The organism is Micrococcus sp. KRD096 (assembly GCF_017168495.1).
GTDB classification, from domain to species: domain Bacteria; phylum Actinomycetota; class Actinomycetes; order Actinomycetales; family Micrococcaceae; genus Micrococcus; species Micrococcus luteus.
This window is the reverse complement of the sequence record NZ_JABFAY010000016.1, coordinates 111,939-131,637: the sequence shown is the minus strand read 5'-3', so window position 1 is coordinate 131,637 and position 19,699 is coordinate 111,939. Positions and strand designations below refer to the sequence as shown.

The window sequence follows — 19,699 nt, the reverse complement described above, 5'->3', positions numbered from 1 at the left end:
GGTGAGCGGGGCGGCAGGGGGTGCCGTCTGACGGGGGCCTTCACTAGCGTGGGTGGACCACGCATCCCGACGAGGGACCCCGACGAGAGAAGAGGGACAGTGCCATGACGAACGCCCCGAACCGCGACGAGCTCCCCCTGCCGGACTACGACCACATCCCCAACGGCACGCTGCCGACCCGGATCACCGGCCTCGACGAGTCGCAGGTGGAGCAGCTGCTCGCCTACGAGCGCGCCCACGGCGACCGCCTGCCCGTGGTGCAGGTCCTCGAGACGCGGCTCGAGGCGCTGCGCTCCGGCGCCCAGCCCTCCGGCGATCAGGTGCCGGACACCCCGGAGGTCGGCGGCTCCCGCACCGGCTCGCCCGTGACCCCGGAGACGAGCGGCCCGCCCGTGGAGCCCCTGAGCCGCGGCATCCCGGCCGACCCGCAGCACCCCGGCAACCGCTGAGCCGGCCGGGCGTCGCCTGACAGGGCGGCCCCCCGCGGAACGCGGCCACGACGCCCCGTCTCCTTCCTGTGAGAGGCGACGCGTCGTGGCCGCCTCGCGTTCCGGGCGATCCCGCGGTCCGGCCACGGAGCGCCTGCGAGGGTCCCCGTAGCGTGTTTGTGAGCTGGGTTATATTTCGACACAGCTGCGGCGGGCCTTCGGGCGCTGACGTGCGAGGCTGCCGGATTCCCGGCTGTCCGGCTCCTACTCACGGATGGGTGAAACGGCATGACTGAATTCGAGGACAAGCTTGCGCAAGTGGCTCGGCGAGCCCGCGACTACGCAAGCTCCCTGGACACGGAAGAGGCGACGAAGAACGCGCTCGTCATGCCATTCATCTCGCAGGTGTTGGGCTACGACGTGTTCGATCCCCAGGAGGTCGTCCCGGAGTTCGTCGCAGATCTGGGCCTGAAGAAGGGGGAGAAGATCGACTACGCCATCATGCGGGAGGGGAAGGTCAACATCCTCGTGGAGGCCAAGAAGGTCGGCTCGGAGCTGTCCCTGGCGCACGCGAGCCAGCTGGTGCGCTACTTCCACACCAGTGAAGCGCGGATCGGCGTGCTCACCAACGGGCGGGTGTGGAACTTCTACACGGACCTCGACAAGGCCAACATCCTCGACGAGCGTCCGTTCCTCGTCCTCGATCTTCTGGACATCGACCCGGTCACCGTGCCGAAGCTCGAGCAGCTGGCGAAGGGATCCTTCGATCTCGACTCGGTCATCGCCGCAGCCGAGGAGCTGAAGTACGTATCGGCCATCAAGCGCGAGATTTCTGCCGAGATGGCTGCGCCGAGCGATGAGTTGGTGAAGGTCCTCGCCAAGCGCGTGTACTCCGGGTACATGAACGCCAAGGCGGTGGAGACCTTCACCCGGCTCACCGAGGAGGCTGCGCGCCAGTACATCAACGATCGCGTCAACGCGCGGCTGAAGACTGCCCTGGGCGACCAGGTCGCTCCGGTACTGGCGGCTCCCGCTGAGCCCGTGGCCACCGGCGATCAGACGGTCCTGTCCGACGAGGAGAACGGTCAGGAGGGCCAGCTCAAGCCGGGCGTCGTGACGACCGAAGAGGAGATCGAGGGTTTCCGCATCATCAAGGCGATTCTCGCCGGAATCGTGCCGATGAACCGCGTCTACATGCGCGACGCAGCCTCGTACTGCAGCGTCATCCTGGACGACAACAATCGGAAGCCGATCGCGCGCCTTCACTTCGACGGGAAGGTGAAATATCTGGTGCTGTTCGATGCGGACAAGAACAGGACGCGGGCCGACCTCGAGAACTTGGAGGACATCTACGAATCCGCCGAGGCACTGCGGAGCGTCGTCAGCTCCTACGTCGGGGCCTGAGCGGACTCTGACCCGCCTACTGACCGGATCCGGCCCGCGGGCGGGCAGGACTGTGCCCCGCCGCCGTCGATGCGCCACCCTGGTGCGCACGCCCCGGTGGGACAGACCCGCCGGGCGCCGACCCGAGAGGACGTCATGACCCATCACGAGCGCGACGACCGCCAGGCCCTGGCCGCCGGCGAGACCTACCTGATCCACGTGCTGGAGACCTCCGACCCGCCCGGCAACCCGGACCACTACCGGATCACGGACGCGGTCGAGGCCCACCACGCGTCCACCGGCTCCTACGACGTCGAGGCCGGCGGCCTGGACGCCGCCCGCGAGCTGCTCGCCCGCCACGCCAAGTGAGCGACCGGGGCTGAGACGTCCGGCCGGGCCGCGCCTCACGCGCCCGGCCGGAGCCTCATCCCCAGCACGGTGCGCGCCTCGAGCCCCAGAGCCGCGCGGGCCTCGGGCGCGCCGGTGCGGTCCTCGCCCACCACGGTCATCCCGATCCGCTCGGCCACCCGGCGCGAGGCCGTGTTCTCCGGGTGGATGATCGCCACGAGCTCGTGGTGCCCCAGCACGTCCCGGGCGTGGTCCCGGCAGGCGGCGGCCGCTTCGGTGGCGTAGCCGCGCCCCCACAGGTCGGCCCGCACGTGGTAGCCGACCTCCAGGCGAGGCTCCCCGTTGACCTCCTGCCACGTCAGGCCGCAGTCGCCCACGAAGCCGGGCCCGCCGTCGTCGTGGGTCTCGATGATCCACAGCCCGTGCCCGTCCTGCGCGTACCGGCGCCGGTTGCCCGCGATCCACGCCGCCGCCTCCGCGCGCGTGCGCGGGGCGGGGTAGAAGCGCATCACCACGGGATCGGCGAGGAGGCCGGCCAGGTGGTCGAGGTCGGCGTCGGCCATCTCGCGGAAGCGCAGACGGGCGGTGGGGGCGGGCGGCATGCGCCCAGGCTAGCGGCGGGCGGATGCGCCCCGCCTCTTGTCTGCGCGGGGCCGGGCTGGTCGACTGTGCCCATGCCGCATTCCCTCTCCCTGCGCCCGTTGCGGGTGGATGACGCCGAGGCCATGGCCGCGGTCCTCGCCGACCCGGACCTGTACACGTACACCGGCGGGACGCCGCCGGGCGAGGAGGAGCTGCGGCAGCGGTACGCGATCCTCGCGCGCGGTCGCTCCGAGGACGGCGCGGAGGACTGGGCCAACTGGATCGTGGTGCTGGAGCCGGAGGGCCGGCCGGTCGGCTACGTCCAGGCCACCATCCCCGTGGACGGGGGACCCACGCAGATCGCCTGGCTGATCGGCACGCCGTGGCAGGGCCGCGGGCTGGCGAAGGAGGCCGCCGGCCTCCTCAAGGGCGAGCTGCGGGACCGGGGGGTGCGGCGCCTCGTGGCGGATGTCCACCCCGAGCACACGGCCTCCCAGCGGGTCGCCCAGGCGATCGGCCTGGCGCCGACGGACGAGGTCGTGGACGGGGAGGTCCGCTGGGCCGGGTCCGTGGACGACGGCGGCGGCCCGGTCACCGGCTGAGGCCGCGGCGCCGCTCCGGGTAGGAGCCGCCGAGCTCCACGCCCCGCTCGGCCAGGTAGGCCTCCGGGTCCACCGGCTCGCCGTCCACGCGCAGCTCCAGGTGCAGGTGCACGCCGGTGGCGGCGCCGGTCTGCCCGACGCCGGCCAGGTGGTCCCCGGCGGAGACGCGCTGGCCCGCGTCCACCACGGTGGAGTCCGGGGCGGCGTGCAGGTAGCGCCACACGTGGCCGTCCCCGGCGTCCACGGCGAGCAGGTTGCCGCCCGCGTCCCCGCCGGCCTCCACGAATAGGACTCGGCCGTCGGACACCGAGTGGAAGGGCGTGCCCTCCGGCACCCCGCCGAGGTCCACGCCGTCGTGGCGGGTCAGGGCCTCCTCGGACACCCCCGAGGGCACCACGCCCTCGCCGAACGGGTTGGGGCGGGGCCCGAAGCGGGAGGTCACGCGGCCCTGCACGGGCTCGGCGTACCCCTGCGTGTTCACCGTGGGCGGGGCGGGGGTGAAGCCGCCGTTCCAGCGCCGCCGCTCGGCGCCCGCGCCGGCGTCGTCCCGGCCGGCCGGACCGAACGCGAGGACCAGCGCCAGGACGGTCGCGATCAGGGCCAGCGCCCCCACTGCGGCCAGCACGCCCCCGGCCACACCGCTGCCCGGGGAGCCGGCGCCGGGGGTCGGGGTGGTCATCCCCTCAGTCTGTCATGCAGGGTCGGGACGGCCCCGGCCTTCGCCCACGGCATCCCGGCCCGCCACCAGCTCCCGCCCGCGCTCGTAGTCCTCGTCCGCGTTGTAGGTCAGCACGCCCACCACGCGGTCCTGCGCGTCCGTGTACCAGAGAGTGAACCCGCCGGTGCGCTCCACCATGCGGGCCTGCTCGTGGCCGTCGCCCCACGCGGCGTGCTTGAGCGTGTGCTCGCCGATGGTGCTCCAGAACCCGGGCACGGCCTCCCACCGCCGCAGGGACTCCGGGTCCGCCGTCGCCGCGTGGGCCAGCACGGAGGCCTGGCCGGCGCCGCCCGGCACGCCGACCTCGGTGCGGGCCGCGTTGTGCCCGGCGACCTCGCCCATGCCGAGGGCGTCGCCCCAGTGCTCCACGGGGATCGGCCGGCCGGCCACGGCGTGGTGGGCGCGGGCCACGTCCCCGGCCACCCACACGCCCGGCGCCGCCGCCAGGTGCTCGTCCGCCACGATCCGCCCCTCGTGCATGGTCAGCTCGGAGTCCTCGAGCCACCCGCCCCCCGGCTCGACCCCCACCGCGGCGAGGATCAGGTCCGGGGCGAGCGTGGCGCCGTCGTCGAGGTGGACGGTGCGCGGGGCGCGCACCTGCCCCACCCGCACGCCGGTGCGCAGCTCGACGCCGGCGCCGATCAGCCACTGCGCGATCCGATCGCCCGCCTCGCGGCCGAGCCGCTTCTGCTGCGGCACCTCGTCCGGGGTGACCAGCGTGGTCTCCACCCCGCGCAGCGCCAGCGAGGCCGCCGCCTCGCAGCCGATGAACCCGGACCCCACCACGACGGCGGAGCGTGCGTGCCCGGCCGACGTCACCAGGCGGCGGGCGTCGGCGAAGGAGCGCAGTAGGTGCACCTCGGCGTCGGCCTCGACGTCCGGCAGGGGGACCGGACGGGCGCCCAGGGCCAGGATGAGCCGCTCGAAGCGGATCGGCTCCTCGGCGGCCCACAGCGTCCGCGCACCCAGGTCCGCGTGGGTGACGGTCACGCCCCGGCGCAGCTCGACGGCGTCCGGCAGCTCGTCCAGCACCGTCGGGTCGGGTTCGGCGGTGCCGCGCAGCAGCTCCTTGGACAGCGGCGGGCGCTCGTAGGGGTGGTCCACGTCCGAGGTGAGCATGAGGACGGGGCCGGGTCCCCCGGCGTCGACGTAGGCGCGGGCGGCGCTGACGCCGGCGGGGCCGCTGCCCACGATCACGAGCGGGTACGGAGTGGAGCTGTGCTGGGCCATGCGGCCAGCATGCGCACCCGTCACGGGCGGGCGCCAGGGCCGACGGACACCCCGGCTCCGGCATACTGCCCGCATGGACCCCTCCCTGGTGTGGCTGCCGGCCGTCGTCGCGCTGGCCGCGATCACCGTGGGCGGCACGCTCCAGCGGGTGAGCGGAATGGGAGTGGGCATGATCGCCGCACCCACGCTGTCCCTGCTCCTGGGCCCGGTGGCGGGGGTGACGCTGTCCAACGTGGCCGCCTCGGTGTCCGCGGTGCTGCTGTTCGCGGTGCTGCACAGGCACGTGGACTGGCCGCGCTTCGTCCGCCTCGCACCCCTGCTCGTGGCCGGCTCGTTCGCGGGGGCGTGGGCCGTGCGGGTCCTGGACGCCCACGCCCTCGAGATCCTCCTGGGGTCCTCCGTGCTGGTGGCCGTGGCCGCCGTCCTGGGCCTGCAGCAGCGCTTCACCGCCCAGGGGAACGGGGCCGTGTTCGCCTCCGGCGCCGTCGCCGGGTTCATGAACACCACCGCGGGCATCGCCGGGCCGGCGCTCGCGGTCTACGCGGTGGCGAGCCGGTGGGACCAGCGCTCGTGGGCGGCCACCCTCCAGCCCGTGTTCCTGCTGGCCAATCTCACCTCGCTGGTCACCAAGTCGCTGTTCGGCGCGGCCGTGCCCGCGGGGCTGCACGTGCCGTGGCCGGTGTGGGTCGCCGTCGTGGCGGGCGGCCCGCTGGGTGTGCTGCTCGGTTCGGTGGTGGCCCGCCGGGTGGACCCCGCGAAGGCGCGCGTCCTCGCGATCTGCCTGGCCGGCGTCGGGGGCACGGTGGCGCTGGTGCGCGGTGTGGCCGGCACTCTGGGCTGAGGCGGGGCCGGCGCGCAGGCGTCAGGGCAGGAGGGAGCGCACGGCCGCGGCCAGCGTGTCCCGCACGTCGTCCACCGTCAGGTCCTCCGGGGCCAGGTGCCGCTCGACCGACAGCGTGTGCACGAGCATCAGGAGCATGGCCGCGGTGTGCGTGACCTGCTCGTCCGGGACGTCGGCCAGCACGCGGTGCTCACGCAGCAGGCCGGCCAGGAAGTCCCGCCGCCGGACGGTGAGCGTCCGGTAGGCTCTCCCCACGGCGGGCTCGCGCAGGCCCACGGCCTGGAACTCGTGGAGGAGCAGGGGCCAGGAGCCCGTGGTCTCGAGCACGACGTCGGCCAGGGCCTCCGCCACGCGGGCCACCAGGTCCTCGCGCGGCAGGTCGGGGTCGTCCAGGGCGTCGGCGACGCCGTCCATGGCTCGGGTGGTCGCCCGCTCGAACTGGACGGTGCAGGCGGCGGCGAAGAGGTCCGGCTTCCCCGCGAAGCCGGAATAGACGGCGCCCTTCGTGTAGCCGGCCTCCGCCGCGATGCGGGCGAGGGAGGAGCGCGCGTAGCCCTCCCGTCCGAACACCCGGGCCGCGTGGTCGAGGATGGCCGCGCGGACATCCTCGCGGCGGGGTCGGGTGGCCATGTTGCCCTCTCGATGCCGATGGTATTGAATACCGATGGTATTGAATCCGCCTCGACTCGGCAAAGAGGGCCTATGTCTTCCACTCCCACCGACGCCGATCACCATGGCCCCGGGCCCGCCCCCGTCCCGGCGCACCTCGACGACCTCCCGCCCGCCACCCTCGTGGCGCGCCCTCGTGGCGCGCGGTCTGACCCTGCGCGGCGGTCGCGGGCCGGTGTTCGGCCCCCTCGACCTCGTGCTGCCCCCGCAGACCCACCTGGCCGTGCTCGGAACCCAGGGCTCGGGCCGCTCGGCCCTGCTGCTCGCCCTCACGGGGCGCCTGCAGGGCGTGCGGGGCGAGCTCGTGCTCACCGGCGGCCCCGTGGACGTCGCCCTGGACGGGCCGGAGCGGCCCGCCGCCCGCGCGTACCGGCCCCCGATCGACGCCGCGCGCCACCCGCACGCCCTCCGCGCCCGCACCGCCGTCGCCCACACCACCGACGTGGTGGAGCTCGAGCCGGCGCTGACCGCGGCCGAGGTCGTGGACGAGCGCTGCCTCGCCGACGGCGTGCGCCGCCGCGCCGGCCGCGCGCGCTTCGCCCTCCTCGCGGACGCGGTGAGGCTGAGCGTGGCGCCGGAGGCCGTCGTCGGGGAGCTGCCTGCACCCGAGCGCGCGCTGCTGGCCGCCGTCGTCGCCTGCCTGCGCCCGGCCCGCCTCGTCACCTTCGACGACGTGGACGCCACCCTGACCATCGATGAGCTGGTCGCGCTCCACGCGGCCCTGGACGTCCTCAAGGACCACGGCCACCCGTTCGCGGTGAGCGCCGTGGCCTCCGCGCCCGTGCCGCGCGACGCCGTCGTCCTCACCCTGCCCCCCGTCCGGGAGAACTGATGCTGTTCCGCTACGAGCTGCGACGCTTCCGCCGTGGCCTGCCCCTGCTCGCCCTGCTGTTCATCTTCCTCGTCCCCGCCATCTACGGCGCCCTGTACCTGTCCGCGAACTGGGACCCCTACGGGGCCATGGACCGGCTGCCGGTGGCGATCGTCAACGAGGACGAGCCCGTCCAGCGCGGCGACACCACGCTGCGCACCGGCGCGGACATGACCGAACGCCTCAAGGACGACCGCGCCTTCGACTGGCGCGAGACCACGCGCGAGGAGGCCGAGGAGGGACTGCGGGAGGGCCGGTACTACCTCGTCCTGGAGATCCCCGCCGAGCTCAGCCGTGACCTCGTCAGCCCCGAGGGCGGCGGGACACCGCAGCAGGCGCAGATCACCCTGCGCCGAGACGACGCCAACGGCTTCGTGATCGGCTCCGTCACGAACGCGAGCCAGGCCAAGGTCGAGGCCGCCGTGAACCGGTCCGCGATCGAGGCGTACTTCGAGGCCGTCTTCTCCAGCCTCGGCGAGCTGCGGTCGGGCATGGTGGACGCCGCCGACGGCGCCGCGCAGCTGGCCGACGGCACGGCCTCCGCGAAGGACGGCGCGAGCCAGCTGGAGGACGGGATCGTCCAGGCCCACGACGGCTCCGGCAAGCTGGCCGAGGGCGCGGGCCAGCTCGCCACGGGTGCGGGTGACCTCGCGGACGGCGCCGCCCAGGCCGACGACGGCGCCCAGCGACTCGCCGAGGGCGCCGCGTCCGCGCAGGACGGGGCCGGCCGCCTGGCCGACGGGCTCGACCAGGCGCGCGAGGGCTCCCAGGCCCTCGCCGACGGCGCCGGGCAGCTCGCCGAGAACGCCCCCGCCCTGCGTCAGGGCGCCACGGACCTCTCCGACGGGCTGGCCCAGCTGCAGACCGGATCGGCCGAGCTCACCGACGGCGCCACGCAGGTGGCCGACGGCACCCAGCAGCTCTACGACACGGTGGTCCCCGGCCTGGACCAGGTGATCGAGCGCCAGGACGCGGTGGCCGCCGACGTCGCCGCGGTGGACGAGGACGTCCAGCGGGTCGCCGAGGTGGCCGGCACGGCCGAGGACGGCGCGGGCGCCCGCATCGCCGATGCGCAGGCCGCCCTGGCCGCGCTCGCCGAAGAGGACCCGACGCTCGCCGAGTCCGAGCAGTACGCCGCGCTCCAGGAGGCGCTCACCGGCGCGGACGAGCGGGTGACCGCCGTCGCCGGCCGCGCCGAGGAGGCCGCCGCGACCTCCGCTGCCGCCAACGAGCGCGTCCAGGGCTTCGCCGAGGACGACGTCGCCGCCTCCGCCAAGGCGGATCTGACGGACCTCAACGACGGCGCCCACGCCGTGGCCGCGGGCGCCGAGAAGCTGCAGGGCGGGATCGGTGAGGCGAAGGACGGGGCCGACTCCCTCGCCGACGGCGCCGGGAAGTTCGCGGACGGCCTCGAGCAGCTGGGCTCCGGCGCGACCGAGCTCGACGGCGGCCTGGCCCAGCTCCAGGACGGCGCCGGGGAGCTGCAGTCCGGCCTCGGCGAGCTGACGGACGGGGCGACCACCCTCGCCGAGGGCAACGCCGCGCTCCACGACGGGGCGCTGACCCTGCAGGACGGTGCGGGGCAGCTGGAGTCCGGCGCGACCGAGCTCGACGGCGGCCTGGCCCAGCTCCAGGACGGCGCCGGGGAGCTGCGCGCCGGCCTCGGCACCCTCGACGACGGCGCCCACGAGCTCGCCTCCGGGCTCTCCGACGGCGTCGACCGCGTCCCCGCCCTGACCGAGGACGAGCGGGACGAGGCCGCCCTGGTGATGTCCCGGCCCGTGGAGGCCGTGATGCAGGTGGACAACTCCGCGGAGGTCTACGGCCGCGGCATGGCGCCGATGTTCTTCTCCATCGCCCTGTGGGTGTTCGGCATCGCCGCGTTCAACATCATGCGGCCCATCAGCGGGCGGCTGCTGGCCGGGCGCCGCAACCCGGTGGCGATCGCGCTGGCCGCGTGGCTGCCCGTGGGCATCGTGGCCGTGGGCGGCGGCCTGCTCATGCTCGCCGCGACGCTGCCGCTGGGCCTGGCCCCCGTGCACCCGGTGCGGGCCGTGGCCCTGACGGTGCTCGTGGCCGTGGTGTTCTCCCTCATCGCGCACCTGGTGCAGACGGCGCTCGGCACCCCCGGTTCGGCGCTGCTGCTGGTCCTGCTGGTCCTGCAGCTGGCCTCCACCGGCGGCACCTACCCGGCCGAGGTGCTGCCCGGCTTCTTCCAGGCGCTGCACCCGTTCATGCCGATGAGCTACTCCATCGAGGCGTTCCGCAACGCGATCTCCGGCGGTCCGGACCAGCGCTTCTGGGTGCCGGTGGTCGTGCTGATGGGCATCGGGGCGGCGGCGCTCGCCCTGGACGTGCTCGTGGTGCGGCGCCGGCGTCGGTTCCGCATGAAGGACCTGCACCCCGCGCTGCAGGCCTGAGCGGGGATGACTTCCGCACCCCGCGCCGCCGTCGTCCGTCCGGCCCGCCCCGAGGACGCGCCCGCGATCGCCGCGATCGCCGCGGCCACCTTCCCGGACGCCTCCCCGGCCTCGCTGCCGCGTGCCGCGGTGGAGGCGCACATCGCGTTGCACCTGAGTGAGGCCGCCGTGGCCGCGTGGATCGCGGACCCGGAGCGGATCGTGCTCGTGGGCGCCGCGGCCGACGCCCCGGAGACCCTGCTCGGCTACGCCATGTACGAGACCGCCGCGGCCCCCGAGGCACCCGTCACGGAGCGGCTCGGCGACGTGCCGGCCGGCCACCTCTCGAAGCTGTACGTGCTCGCCGAGGGGCGCGGCACCGGGCTGGCCGAGGCCCTCGTGCACGACGGCGTCGAGCGGCTGCGGCGGCTGGGGTTCCGGCACGTGTGGCTCGGCACGAACGCGCAGAACACACGGGCCAACCGGTTCTACGAGCGCCTTGGCTTCGCGACGATCGGGGCGCGGCAGTTCGTGGTCGGCGGGGAGCGCGTCGAGGACGACTGGGTGCGGCTGCTGACGGTGGAGTGAGCCCACCGCCCCTCAGCAGGCCTCCGGGCCGTCGGGGTCGTCGTCGGGATCGATCCACGCCGACGGGTGGTAGTGCACCGCGGCCAGCCCGTCGTCGTCGGCCAGGTGGGTCTGCGCCTCGGGCACGGAGTCCGTGTTCTGCCCGGCTACCGCCTCCCACGCCCCGGCCTCGGTGCGGCGCACCACGAGCAGCAGGACGCCGGTGCGCTCGCCGGCCTCGTCGCCGTCGGGCGCGGTCTGCCCCGTCATGGTCCACGGCGCGTGCACCACCGCCACGTCCCCGAGCTCGCGCACGCGCACCTGCCCGAGCACGAGCCGGGAGGCCGGGAACATCCAGCGGAAGCCGAGCGCGTGGTTCACCCGGATCTGCCGCCGCCGCGTCCACCACACGCCCACCACGTTCACGAAGTCCGCGTCCTCGGCGAACAGCTCGGCGAGCGCGTCGGCGTCGGCGGCGTTCCAGGCGGCCGCGAAGGCCTCGGCCACCGCGGCGGGGCCGGCCGGTCGGGCCGCGACGTCGGCGGTGGGGTCCGCGGGGGACATGGCTGCTCCTGGATCGGGAAGGACGGGTTCAGCGGGCGGGCCCGTAGGCCAGCATCAGCACGACGGCGGCGAACAGCACCGCCATCACGGCCAGGACCGTGAGCACGGCGCGCAGGGCCGCACGCGTGCGCGGGTCGACCGGGGGCGGTGCATCCGGACGTCGGGTCACGCTCGCCAGTGTGGCATGCGGCACGGCACGAGGGGCGCGTGCGTCGGCGCGCGTCGAAGGTGCCTCCCAGCCGGGGCTCAGTCGACGCTGAAGCTGCGGATGTGGTTGCTGAACACGAAGCGGTCGAACACGGTCCGCGCCGAGCTCGGGTCGTCCGCGTGACCACTCTGGGCCGTCTACGGCGGATCGAGCCCCGCCGCCGGCCAGCCTCCCATGCCCGGCCGGTTCCCACCTCCGCCCGCCCGCCCGGCAGGGGTGGTCTCGGGCCGGGCGGCCTTGGGACCGTGACCATGAAGTCCAGGTAGCCGCCGGCGAACCGGTGGCCTGGTCGGACGTGGCCCGGGTTCCGCACCTGTTCTTCCACTCCCTCGTGGTGGACCCGGCCCGCGCCTTCGACGGCGACGACAAGGCCGGCGGCTACCTGGACTTCATGGTCACGGTGGACGAGTTCGACGCCGTCATCCGGCAGGTCTACGAGCGCGGCTACGTGCTGGTCTCCCCGCACGAGCTGTACGAGGTGGGCGAGGACGACGTCGTCCGCCCGAAGACCCTCATGGTCCCCGAGGGTCGCACCCCGCTGATCCTCTCCCTGGACGACTGCTCGTACTACCTCTACATGGACGGCGACGGCTTCGCGGACCGCCTGATCGTGGCCGAGGACGGCCGCGTCCGCAACGAGTACACGGACGCCGAGGGCACCACGCACATCGGGGCGTTCGACGTCGTCCCGCGCCTGGACGACTTCCTCGCCGAGCACCCGGACTTCAGCCTCAACGGCGCCCGCGGCGTGCTCGCCATGACCGGCTACGACGGCGTGTTCGGCTACCGCACCTCGGCCCGCGAGTTCGGGGACAGCCCCACGTTCGACGCCGACGTCGCGGCCGCCACCGAGGTTGCCGACGCGCTCAAGGACAGCGGCTGGGAGTTCGCCTCCCACACGTGGGGCCACCGGACGGTGCCGAAGCTGACCATGGAGGAGCTCGAGTTCGACATGAGGCACTGGCACGAGGAGGTCGAGCCGATCCTCGGCCCCACGGACATGCTCATCTACCCGTTCGGCGCGGACGTCACCGGCCCCGGCACGTACACGGAGGACAACGAGCGGTACCGCTACTTCCGCGAGCTCGGCTACCGCTCCTTCTTCCTCGTGGACGGCACCTCCAAGGCGTGGGGCCAGCTCGAGCCCGGTTACTACCGCGGCTCGCGCATCAACGTGGACGGCATCAGCCTCGCCGCGGCCGTCTCGGGCGAGCGGCCCGTGCTGGAGGAGTTCTTCGACCCCCGGTCCGTCCTGGACCCGGCCCGCCCCGAGTCCATCCGCGGCCCGAAGAAGCCGAGCCCGGCGCCGTCGTCGCCCGCCGCGGCCCCGAGAACCCCGCGACCCTGAGGAGAGCACCATGTCCATCCCCGCCACCGAGGTCGAGGCCCGCTGGAACGCGGCCGCCGAGCCGTTCACCGCCGTCGTCCGGGAGGTGCGGGACTGGGACGCCGCCACCCCGTGTGAGGGCTGGGACGCGCTGGACCTGCTGGACCACGTGATCGCCGGCCAGCGCGACTTCGCCGCCCGCCAGGGCCGGGAGGTGCCCCTCTTCGACGGGTCCCGCCAGCAGCTGGCCACCCAGTGGGCCAAGCACGCCGCCGCCCTGTCCGCCCTCGCCGGTGACGAGGAGTTCATCATGCGGCCCATGAAGACCGCGCTCGGGGAGATGCCCGTGGGCGAGGCGTTGATCCGCTTCCACGCGTTCGACGTGATCGTGCACCGTTGGGACCTGGCCCGCTCGCAGGGCGTGGACGCGCGGTTCACGGACGCGGAGATCGACTGCGTGGAGGAGTCGCTGGAACTGTTCGGCGACGCCGCCTACACGCCCGGCATCCTGGGCGAGCCCGTCCCCGTGGCCGACGACGCCGACCGGCAGACCCGCCTGCTCGGTCGCCTGGGCCGTCGGGGCTGAGACCCGGGCAGGACCCGTCCCCGCACCCCAGGAGGCACCATGACCGAGTCCACCGGTTTCAGCGCCGCGGAGCAGGCCGCGATCGCCGAGCGTGCGCAGGAGCTGCGCGCCCAGCGCGGCGGGAAGAAGAAGGCCGACGCCCTGCAGGACCTGCTGGCGAAGATCGAGGAGATGCCCGAGCAGGACCGCGCCATGGCGGTGGCGGTGCACCGGATCGTCACGGAGGCGGCCCCGGAGCTCGAACCCCGCACCTGGTACGGCATGCCCGCCTACGCGCGCGGCACGGACGTGCTCGTGTTCCTGCAGGTCAGCAGCAAGTTCGGCGTGCGGTACACAACCCTCGGCTGACGTCCGGCGCAGAGTGGTCACGACACGCCGCGTCGCGCACGCGGAGACGGCGTGTCCTGACCACTCCGCGGGCTTTCCGGCCCCTCCGAGCCCGCCGGCCCCTCCGCGGCCCGGGCTGCCCGTCGCCAGCGCCGCACCGCCCACAGGGTCAGACCGCCCACGGCGAGCCAGCCCACCCCGAGCAGCACGCCGTTCACGACGCCCGGGCGCACCGCGAACGCCCCCATCGCCACGAGGGAGAGCTGCCCGGGGATCACGCCGACCGCGGTGGAGCCGGCGAAGATCCCCAGCGGCACGGCGAGCGCGCCCGCCCCGTAGTTCACGGGCCAGTACGGCAGCCCCGGGGCGACGCGCAGGGTCAGCAGGGCGAGGAACCCGGTGTCCTCGAGCCGCCGCTCCACGGTCGCGGCGTGGCGGCCGAGCCAGCGCAGGACCACCTCGCGCCCGACCGCGCGCGCGATGCCGTACGCCCCGTGCGAGCCCAGCAGGGCCCCGACCACGGACAGCACCGTCCCCTCGATCGCGCCGAAGAGCACACCGGCGGTGACCGCCATGATCGTCACGGGGATGGGGGTGAGCGCCACGGCCGCGTACAGCACGGTGAACGCGAGCCAGCTCCACCAGCCGAAGCCGTCCAGCTGGGCGCGCAGCTCGTCCACGCCGGGCAGGCGCACGGTGAGTGCGAGCCACACGAACGCCGCCACGACGAGGACGAGGGCGGCGGTGCGCAGGATCGACACCCCGCGGTGCCCGGTGCGGGCGGGCAGGGTGGAGGCGGCGCCGGAGTCGCGCGGCGGCACGGCGGTGGAGGGCATCGGCTCAGGCTACCGGCAGCCGCTCCCTCCGCATGTCCTCCCTGGTCTGCGGTCACACCCTGCTCTGCTTCGGTGGATCACACGCATGTGACTCATCCACACCTGTGGACAACTCTGTGGAGAACCCTGTGCACGCGGCCCGCCGGGTGTGGACGGAGGGGCTCAGACGGTGGACGCGCCGGGCGCGTCGTCACCCGGCCGCGCCTCGCCCGGATCCGTGCCGTCCGGCCCCGCCGCCGGCTCGTCCTCGAAGGCGGGACCGCCGTCGTCCTCCCAGGCCGCGGCGGCGTCGTCGTCCCTGTCGGTCTCCTGCACCTGGTCATGCAGCCGCTCCATGCGGGTGTCCAGGTCCGCGGCCACGCGGGCGGCGGCCACGAGCTCGGTCGCGATGTCCGGGGGCACGCCGCCGTCGAACTTGTAGTTGATCTTGTGCTCGAGCGTGGCCCAGAAGTCCATGGCGCTCGTGCGGAACTGCATCTCCACGGTCACCTGGATCGTGCCGGTGGACAGGTGGATCGGCACCTGCACGAGGCAGTGCAGGCTGCGGTAGCCGGAGGGCTTGGGTCGGGAGATGTAGTCCTCCACCTCGAGCACCCGGATGTCCGGCTGCTGCGTGAACTGGCGGAACACGCGGTACACGTCCCGGGCGAAGCTGACGATCACGCGCGCCCCGGCGATGTCCGTGACGTTGGTGCGCAGCGCGTCCAGGTCCAGGGACAGCCCGCGGGCGGAGGCCTTGCGCAGGATCGACTCCGGCGACTTCACCCGCGTGACGATGTGCTCGATGGGGTTGTAGTCGTGCAGGTGTGTGAACTCGTCCCGCAGCACCTCGAGCCGCGCCTCCACCTGGAGCAGGGCCGAACGGTACTCGAGGTCGAAGCGCTCGACGTCTCGGCGCAGCCGCTCCAGCGCCCCTGACGCCGCGGGGGTGAGCTGCGTCAACTCGGACACGGGGGTGCCGCGCAGCGCCTCGACGTCCGCCGAGGGCGCGGGCGCGTCCGGGGAAGGGTCCTGCTCCATGGCCTCAAAGCCTACGGCGGGATCCTGCGAGACGGCTGGCCGTCCACAGGCCCGACGGCGGCCCGTCAGTCCTCGGCGGGGATCAGCACGCGCTCGAAGGCGGCACGCTCCTCGTCGGAGACGGCCACGGGCCGCCCGGCCGCCGGGTCCACCTGCACGAACACGGCGTCGCACAGCACGCAGCGCCGCCCGTCCTGCCACAGCTCGTGGCGCAGCGTGAAGGACGTCCGGCCGATCCGCAGGATCCACACCCGCGCCGTCACCTCGGGCCCGGCGTAGACCACGGGCGCCTCGTACTGGACCTCCATGGACCGCACGACGCGCTGGACGTCCGGGGACGCCGTCGTCGTGGCCCACGCGGCCAGGGCGCGCACGCGCGCCTCCTCGGTGAGGGTGAGCAGTCGGGCGTTGTTGACGTGGCCGTAGCGGTCCTCGTCGGACCAGCGCAGCTGCAGCCCGACCTCGAACGGGGTCGGCGTGCCGGCGTCGGCGGGGGTCTCGGGGGTGGTCGGCTGCGTCACGGGGTGAACACCTTTCCTGGGTTGAGGATGCCGTGCGGGTCGAACACGGCCTTGATGCGCTGCTGGAGGTCGTGCTGGGCGTCGCCGAGCTCGTCCCGCAGGAACGCGCGCTTGAGCAGGCCCACGCCGTGCTCGCCGGTGAGCGTGCCGCCGAGTTCCAGGCCCGCGCGGAACAGCTCGCCGGCGGCCTCCCACACGTCCGCCGGGATCGACGCGGCGTCCTCGGCCGCGCCGCCCACCTGCGCCGCCGCGCCGAACAGCAGGATCGGGTGCAGGTTGCCGTCCCCGGCGTGGGCCGTGGTGGGGATGGCGACGCCGGTGCGTGCCTCGATCTCACGGATCCGCGCGAACATCTCGGCCATGCGGCTGCGCGGGACGGCCACGTCCTCCACGAGCGGGGTGCCGAGGCGCTCGAGCGCGGGGAACGCGGTGCGGCGCAGGGCCATGAGGGCCTCCCCCTCGGCGGGGTCCACGGTCACGGTGACGTCCCCGCCGCGGGCGCGCATGAGGGCGGCCATGGCCTCCCCGTCCGCCTCGGCGCCGGCGCCGTCGGCCTGCACCAGCAGGAACGCGCCGGACTCGGGCAGGGCGGCCCCGCGCTCGGGCCCCGCGTGCGCGCGCACCGCGGCGAGCGTCGCCTCGTCCATCAGCTCCATCAGGGCGGGCACGTGACCGGCCCCGGTGATCGCCTCGGCCGCGGCGGCGCCCGCGACGACGTCCGGGAAGAACCCGCCGAGCGTCACGGGCACGCCGCGCACGGCCGGCCGCAGCGCCAGCGTCGCGCCCACGATCACGCCGAGCGTGCCCTCCGAGCCGATCATCAGCGCGACCAGGTCGTAGCCGGTCACCCCCTTGACGGTGCGGTGGCCCAGCCGCAGCAGGGTGCCGTCCGCGAGCACCACGTCCAGGCCCAGCACCGCCTCGCGCGTGACGCCGTACTTGGCGCACAGCAGCCCGCCGGCGTTCATCGCGATGTTGCCGCCCACCGTGGAGATGTCCTTCGACGCGGGGTCCGGGGCCCACCACAGCCCGTGCTCGGCGAGCGCGGCGTTCAGCGCCCCGTTGAGGATCCCCGGCTCGACGACGGCCACGCGGTCCGCGGGGGAGACCTCCAGGATCCGGTCCATCGCGGTCATGTCCAGGACGATCTCGCCCGCCCCCGCGACGGCGCCGCCGGCCAACCCCGTGCCCGCTCCGCGGGTGACCAGCGGGGTGCGGGTCCCGTGCGCGATCCGGCACGCGGCCTGCACGTCCTCCACCGTCCGCGCGCGGACCACGGCCAGCGGCGCGGCGGGGGAGCGATGCCCCGAGCGGTCCGCCCGGGCGGCCTCGAGTGCGGCGGCGGAGACGTCCACGCGGCCGGGCAGCTCCGCCTGCAGGCGGGCGACGACGTCGGCGGGCGGGGCGTCCGCGGCAGGCGGGGCGGCGCGGGTCGGGTCGAGGGGTGCGGAGGAGTCCATGTCCACCAGTGTCGCCGATCACACGGGGTGGAACGTGCGTCGGCCGGTCCGATGACGCGCCCGGCCCCGTCCCTAGACTGGCGACCATGACCTCCCCGGACCCCGCTGCGCCGCGCCCCCGCGTCCACGTGCTCACCCTGCGCCCGGGTGGAGCCCGCGAGGACACCGCCCGCCGCGTGGGCGCCGTCCTCGCCGAGGCCTTCGCCACGGACCCGTACACGCTCGGGCTCGTGCCCGAGGACCGGCGCGAGGCCCGCCTCGAGCGCAAGTTCACCGCCGCCGTGCGCCACGGGCTGCGCGCGGGGGCCGACGGCGCCCCGCTCGGCGCCGTGGACGTCGCCGTGGACGCCGACGATGGCACGCTGCTCGGCGCTGCCGTGTGGACCTCCCCCGCCGCACCCCGCGGGGTCGACGTGCCGGGCCTGCTGGCGGGGCTGCCCACCGCCGTCGCCGTCCACGGCCGCCACACCCTCGCCCTGAAGCGGATCCAGGCCGCCTGCGAGCGGGCCCGCCCGGCAGGCCGGCACTGGTACCTTGAGGAGGTCGGCACCGTCCCGTCCGCCCGCGGGCGCGGGGCGGCGAGCGCGCTGGTGCGCCACGGCCAGCGCCGCGCGGCGGGGCTGCCCGTGCACCTCGAGGCGTCCGTGCCCGCCACCGTCCCGTTCTATGAGCGGCTCGGCTTCCGTGCCACCGGCCACGTGCCCGTGCCCGGCGGCGAGCCCCTGACCTGCCTGCGCTGGGAGGCCTGAGATGAGACACCCGATCCCCGACTACCTCGCAAGCCTGATCACCGACCTCGGCGCCGTGAACCCGGGCGAGACGGCCCAGTACATCCCCGTGCTCGCGGAGGCGGACCCGGACCGCTTCGGCATCGCGCTGGCCACCCCCACCGGGCGGCTGCACTGCGCGGGCGACGCGGACGTGGAGTTCACCATCCAGTCCGCGTCCAAGCCGTTCACGTACGCGGCCGCGCTCGTGGACCGGGGCTTCGCCGCCGTGGACCGGCAGGTGGGGCTGAACCCCTCGGGCGAGGCCTTCAACGAGCTCTCCCTCGAGGCGGAGTCGCACCGCCCGGACAACGCCATGATCAACGCCGGCGCGCTCGCGGTGCACCAGCTGCTCGTGGGACCGGAGGCGAGCCGGAAGGAGCGGCTGGACCGGGCCGTGGAGATCATGTCCCTGCTCGCCGGGCGTCGGCTCTCGGTGGACTGGGAGACGTACGAGTCCGAGATGGCGGTCTCGGACCGCAACCTCTCCCTGGCGCACATGCTCCGCAGCTACGGGGTGCTGCAGGACTCCGCCGAGGAGATCGTGGCCGGGTATGTGGCGCAGTGCGCCGTGCTCGTCACCGCCAAGGACCTCGCTGTGATGGGCGCGTGTCTGGCGACCGGCGGCATCCACCCGATGACGGGAGAGCGGATGCTGCCGTACATCGTGGCGCGGCGCGTGGTGTCCGTGATGACCTCCTCCGGCATGTACGACGCCGCCGGGCAGTGGCTCGCCGACGTCGGGATCCCGGCCAAGTCCGGGGTGGCCGGCGGTGTGCTCGGCGCGCTGCCGGGCCGCGTGGGGATCGGCGTGTTCTCGCCGCGCCTGGACGAGGTGGGCAACTCGGCGCGCGGCGTGCTGGCGTGCCGCCGCCTCTCCGAGGACTTCCGGCTGCATCTCATGGACGGGGACAGCCTGGGCGGCACCGCCGTGCGCTTCGTGGAACGCGAGGGTGACCGCGTGTTCCTGCACCTGCAGGGCGTGATCCGGTTCGGCGGCGCCGAGGCGGTGCTGGACGCGCTCACGGACCTGCGCACCGGTGCGGAGAAGCCCGGCACCGGGTGGGACGCCGCCGTCTACCCGCGGTGGCAGGAGGCCGCGGCGGACAGCGCGGCGCTCTCGGCCGCGACCAGCGGCGGTGCGGTGCACGAGGCCGCCGCCGTGGCCGCCCGAGATGAGAACGACGGGCCCATCCGCACCGTGGTGCTCAACCTCACGCGGGTGGACCGGATCGACGACGTCGGCCGACGGCTGATCGCCGAGGGCGTGCGCCGGCTGCAGGCCGACGGCGTGCGGGTGGAGGTCGAGGATCCGGAGCGCATCCTGCCGCTGGAGGAGGCCGGCGCCCACTGAGGCGGCGGGGCGGGCAGGAGGGGGGCGCGGCGGTGTTCTCCGTCTCGCCCCCTTTCGTTCAACTGCTGTTCATGTGAGAATGGGCGGTCTC

Annotated in this window: 23 protein-coding genes; 13 read left to right on the top strand and 10 right to left on the bottom strand. The window is 74.5% G+C overall.

Translation table 11 applies throughout. The annotated features are described in order from the left end of the window. Positions 1-104: 104 nt before the first annotated feature. The 3 genes from J1M41_RS07755 to J1M41_RS07745 all read left to right on the top strand — a co-directional run bounded on the left by J1M41_RS07755 (position 105) and on the right by J1M41_RS07745 (position 2,180). Entirely contained in the window at positions 105-449 is a 345-nt protein-coding gene (locus J1M41_RS07755; protein WP_010079880.1) for a hypothetical protein, read from the top strand. A 267-nt stretch (positions 450-716) separates the two neighbouring features. Then, on the top strand, positions 717-1,832 hold the full coding sequence (locus tag J1M41_RS07750) for a type I restriction endonuclease (RefSeq protein ID WP_036314529.1): 1,116 nt from the start codon (positions 717-719) through the stop codon (positions 1,830-1,832). Between the two features lie 135 nt (positions 1,833-1,967). Beyond that, positions 1,968-2,180 carry a hypothetical protein gene (locus J1M41_RS07745; protein ID WP_010079881.1) on the top strand — a complete coding sequence of 71 codons (213 nt, stop codon included), beginning with the start codon at positions 1,968-1,970 and terminating at the stop codon, positions 2,178-2,180. A gap of 35 nt (positions 2,181-2,215) precedes the next feature. Here J1M41_RS07745 and J1M41_RS07740 read toward each other — a convergent pair whose 3' ends face one another. After that, a complete protein-coding gene (locus J1M41_RS07740) occupies positions 2,216-2,761 on the bottom strand; it encodes a GNAT family N-acetyltransferase (protein ID WP_020624710.1) in 546 nt (181 codons plus the stop codon). Between the two features lie 72 nt (positions 2,762-2,833). Between J1M41_RS07740 and J1M41_RS07735 the strand changes: the two genes are divergently transcribed. After that, positions 2,834-3,343 carry a GNAT family N-acetyltransferase gene (locus J1M41_RS07735; protein WP_044659331.1) on the top strand — a complete coding sequence of 170 codons (510 nt, stop codon included), beginning with the start codon at positions 2,834-2,836 and terminating at the stop codon, positions 3,341-3,343. Here J1M41_RS07735 and J1M41_RS07730 read toward each other — a convergent pair. Both J1M41_RS07730 and J1M41_RS07725 read right to left on the bottom strand, forming a co-directional pair. Further along, positions 3,333-4,022: a M23 family metallopeptidase gene (locus J1M41_RS07730; RefSeq protein ID WP_020624712.1), complete on the bottom strand. Its 690-nt coding sequence runs from the start codon at positions 4,020-4,022 to the stop codon at positions 3,333-3,335. The two genes, J1M41_RS07735 and J1M41_RS07730, sit on opposite strands and share 11 nt — an antisense overlap. A gap of 12 nt (positions 4,023-4,034) precedes the next feature. Then, a complete protein-coding gene (locus tag J1M41_RS07725; protein WP_144825426.1) occupies positions 4,035-5,291 on the bottom strand; it encodes an NAD(P)/FAD-dependent oxidoreductase in 1,257 nt (418 codons plus the stop codon). Between the two features lie 73 nt (positions 5,292-5,364). Between J1M41_RS07725 and J1M41_RS07720 the strand changes: the two genes are divergently transcribed. After that, entirely contained in the window at positions 5,365-6,132 is a 768-nt protein-coding gene (locus J1M41_RS07720; protein WP_073117328.1) for a sulfite exporter TauE/SafE family protein, read from the top strand. A gap of 21 nt (positions 6,133-6,153) precedes the next feature. Here J1M41_RS07720 and J1M41_RS07715 read toward each other — a convergent pair whose 3' ends face one another. Then, a complete protein-coding gene (locus J1M41_RS07715) occupies positions 6,154-6,762 on the bottom strand; it encodes a TetR/AcrR family transcriptional regulator (protein ID WP_020624715.1) in 609 nt (202 codons plus the stop codon). Between the two features lie 175 nt (positions 6,763-6,937). On the opposite strand from J1M41_RS07715, the gene J1M41_RS07710 reads away from it, so the two are divergent. The 3 genes from J1M41_RS07710 to J1M41_RS07700 are packed head-to-tail and all read left to right on the top strand — an operon-like array spanning position 6,938 to position 10,659. Further along, entirely contained in the window at positions 6,938-7,633 is a 696-nt protein-coding gene (locus J1M41_RS07710; protein WP_241247834.1) for an ABC transporter ATP-binding protein, read from the top strand. Next, positions 7,633-10,092, top strand: a complete 2,460-nt coding sequence (locus J1M41_RS07705) for a YhgE/Pip family protein (RefSeq protein WP_095353532.1) — start codon at positions 7,633-7,635, stop codon at positions 10,090-10,092. Before J1M41_RS07710 ends, J1M41_RS07705 begins: the two co-directional genes overlap by 1 nt. A 6-nt stretch (positions 10,093-10,098) precedes the next feature. Further along, on the top strand, positions 10,099-10,659 hold the full coding sequence (locus tag J1M41_RS07700; RefSeq protein ID WP_152743633.1) for a GNAT family N-acetyltransferase: 561 nt from the start codon (positions 10,099-10,101) through the stop codon (positions 10,657-10,659). A 12-nt stretch (positions 10,660-10,671) separates the two neighbouring features. On the opposite strand, the gene J1M41_RS07695 is transcribed toward J1M41_RS07700, so the two are convergent. Both J1M41_RS07695 and J1M41_RS07690 read right to left on the bottom strand, forming a co-directional pair. After that, complete coding sequence (locus J1M41_RS07695; protein ID WP_069941206.1) at positions 10,672-11,202, bottom strand: SgcJ/EcaC family oxidoreductase; 531 nt, start codon at positions 11,200-11,202, stop codon at positions 10,672-10,674. 28 nt (positions 11,203-11,230) lie between these two features. Continuing rightward, entirely contained in the window at positions 11,231-11,371 is a 141-nt protein-coding gene (locus J1M41_RS07690) for a hypothetical protein (RefSeq protein ID WP_168168005.1), read from the bottom strand. 334 nt (positions 11,372-11,705) lie between these two features. Here J1M41_RS07690 and J1M41_RS12320 point away from each other — a divergent pair, with 334 nt between their 5' ends. Genes J1M41_RS12320 through J1M41_RS07675 form a run of 3 tightly spaced genes read left to right on the top strand, consistent with a single transcriptional unit; the run spans position 11,706 to position 13,671 of the window. Beyond that, on the top strand, positions 11,706-12,758 hold the full coding sequence (locus J1M41_RS12320; protein ID WP_342214086.1) for a polysaccharide deacetylase family protein: 1,053 nt from the start codon (positions 11,706-11,708) through the stop codon (positions 12,756-12,758). A gap of 10 nt (positions 12,759-12,768) precedes the next feature. Continuing rightward, on the top strand, positions 12,769-13,323 hold the full coding sequence (locus tag J1M41_RS07680) for a TIGR03086 family metal-binding protein (protein WP_073117324.1): 555 nt from the start codon (positions 12,769-12,771) through the stop codon (positions 13,321-13,323). 39 nt (positions 13,324-13,362) lie between these two features. Then, positions 13,363-13,671: a DUF1801 domain-containing protein gene (locus J1M41_RS07675; protein WP_241247833.1), complete on the top strand. Its 309-nt coding sequence runs from the start codon at positions 13,363-13,365 to the stop codon at positions 13,669-13,671. Positions 13,672-13,688: 17 nt separating this feature from the next. Here J1M41_RS07675 and J1M41_RS07670 read toward each other — a convergent pair whose 3' ends face one another. From J1M41_RS07670 to J1M41_RS07655, 4 genes are all read right to left on the bottom strand, one after another. Further along, on the bottom strand, positions 13,689-14,486 hold the full coding sequence (locus J1M41_RS07670) for a TVP38/TMEM64 family protein (RefSeq protein ID WP_206451481.1): 798 nt from the start codon (positions 14,484-14,486) through the stop codon (positions 13,689-13,691). Positions 14,487-14,648: 162 nt separating this feature from the next. Further along, the gene (locus J1M41_RS07665; protein WP_073117322.1) at positions 14,649-15,506 is read right to left on the bottom strand and encodes a GTP pyrophosphokinase family protein; all 858 of its coding nucleotides are present in this window, start codon (positions 15,504-15,506) and stop codon (positions 14,649-14,651) included. A 65-nt stretch (positions 15,507-15,571) separates the two neighbouring features. Further along, positions 15,572-16,027, bottom strand: a complete 456-nt coding sequence (locus J1M41_RS07660; RefSeq protein WP_041104105.1) for a thioesterase family protein — start codon at positions 16,025-16,027, stop codon at positions 15,572-15,574. Then, positions 16,024-17,493, bottom strand: a complete 1,470-nt coding sequence (locus tag J1M41_RS07655; protein WP_256598161.1) for an FAD-binding oxidoreductase — start codon at positions 17,491-17,493, stop codon at positions 16,024-16,026. The genes J1M41_RS07660 and J1M41_RS07655 overlap by 4 nt, the downstream gene beginning before the upstream one ends. 80 nt (positions 17,494-17,573) lie before the next feature. On the opposite strand from J1M41_RS07655, the gene J1M41_RS07650 reads away from it, so the two are divergent. Together J1M41_RS07650 and glsA are read left to right on the top strand one after the other, a co-directional pair. Continuing rightward, positions 17,574-18,236: a GNAT family N-acetyltransferase gene (locus tag J1M41_RS07650; RefSeq protein WP_073117321.1), complete on the top strand. Its 663-nt coding sequence runs from the start codon at positions 17,574-17,576 to the stop codon at positions 18,234-18,236. A gap of 1 nt (position 18,237) precedes the next feature. Beyond that, positions 18,238-19,608 carry a glutaminase A gene (glsA, locus tag J1M41_RS07645; RefSeq protein WP_073117320.1) on the top strand — a complete coding sequence of 457 codons (1,371 nt, stop codon included), beginning with the start codon at positions 18,238-18,240 and terminating at the stop codon, positions 19,606-19,608. The last annotated feature ends 91 nt before the right edge of the window (positions 19,609-19,699 follow it).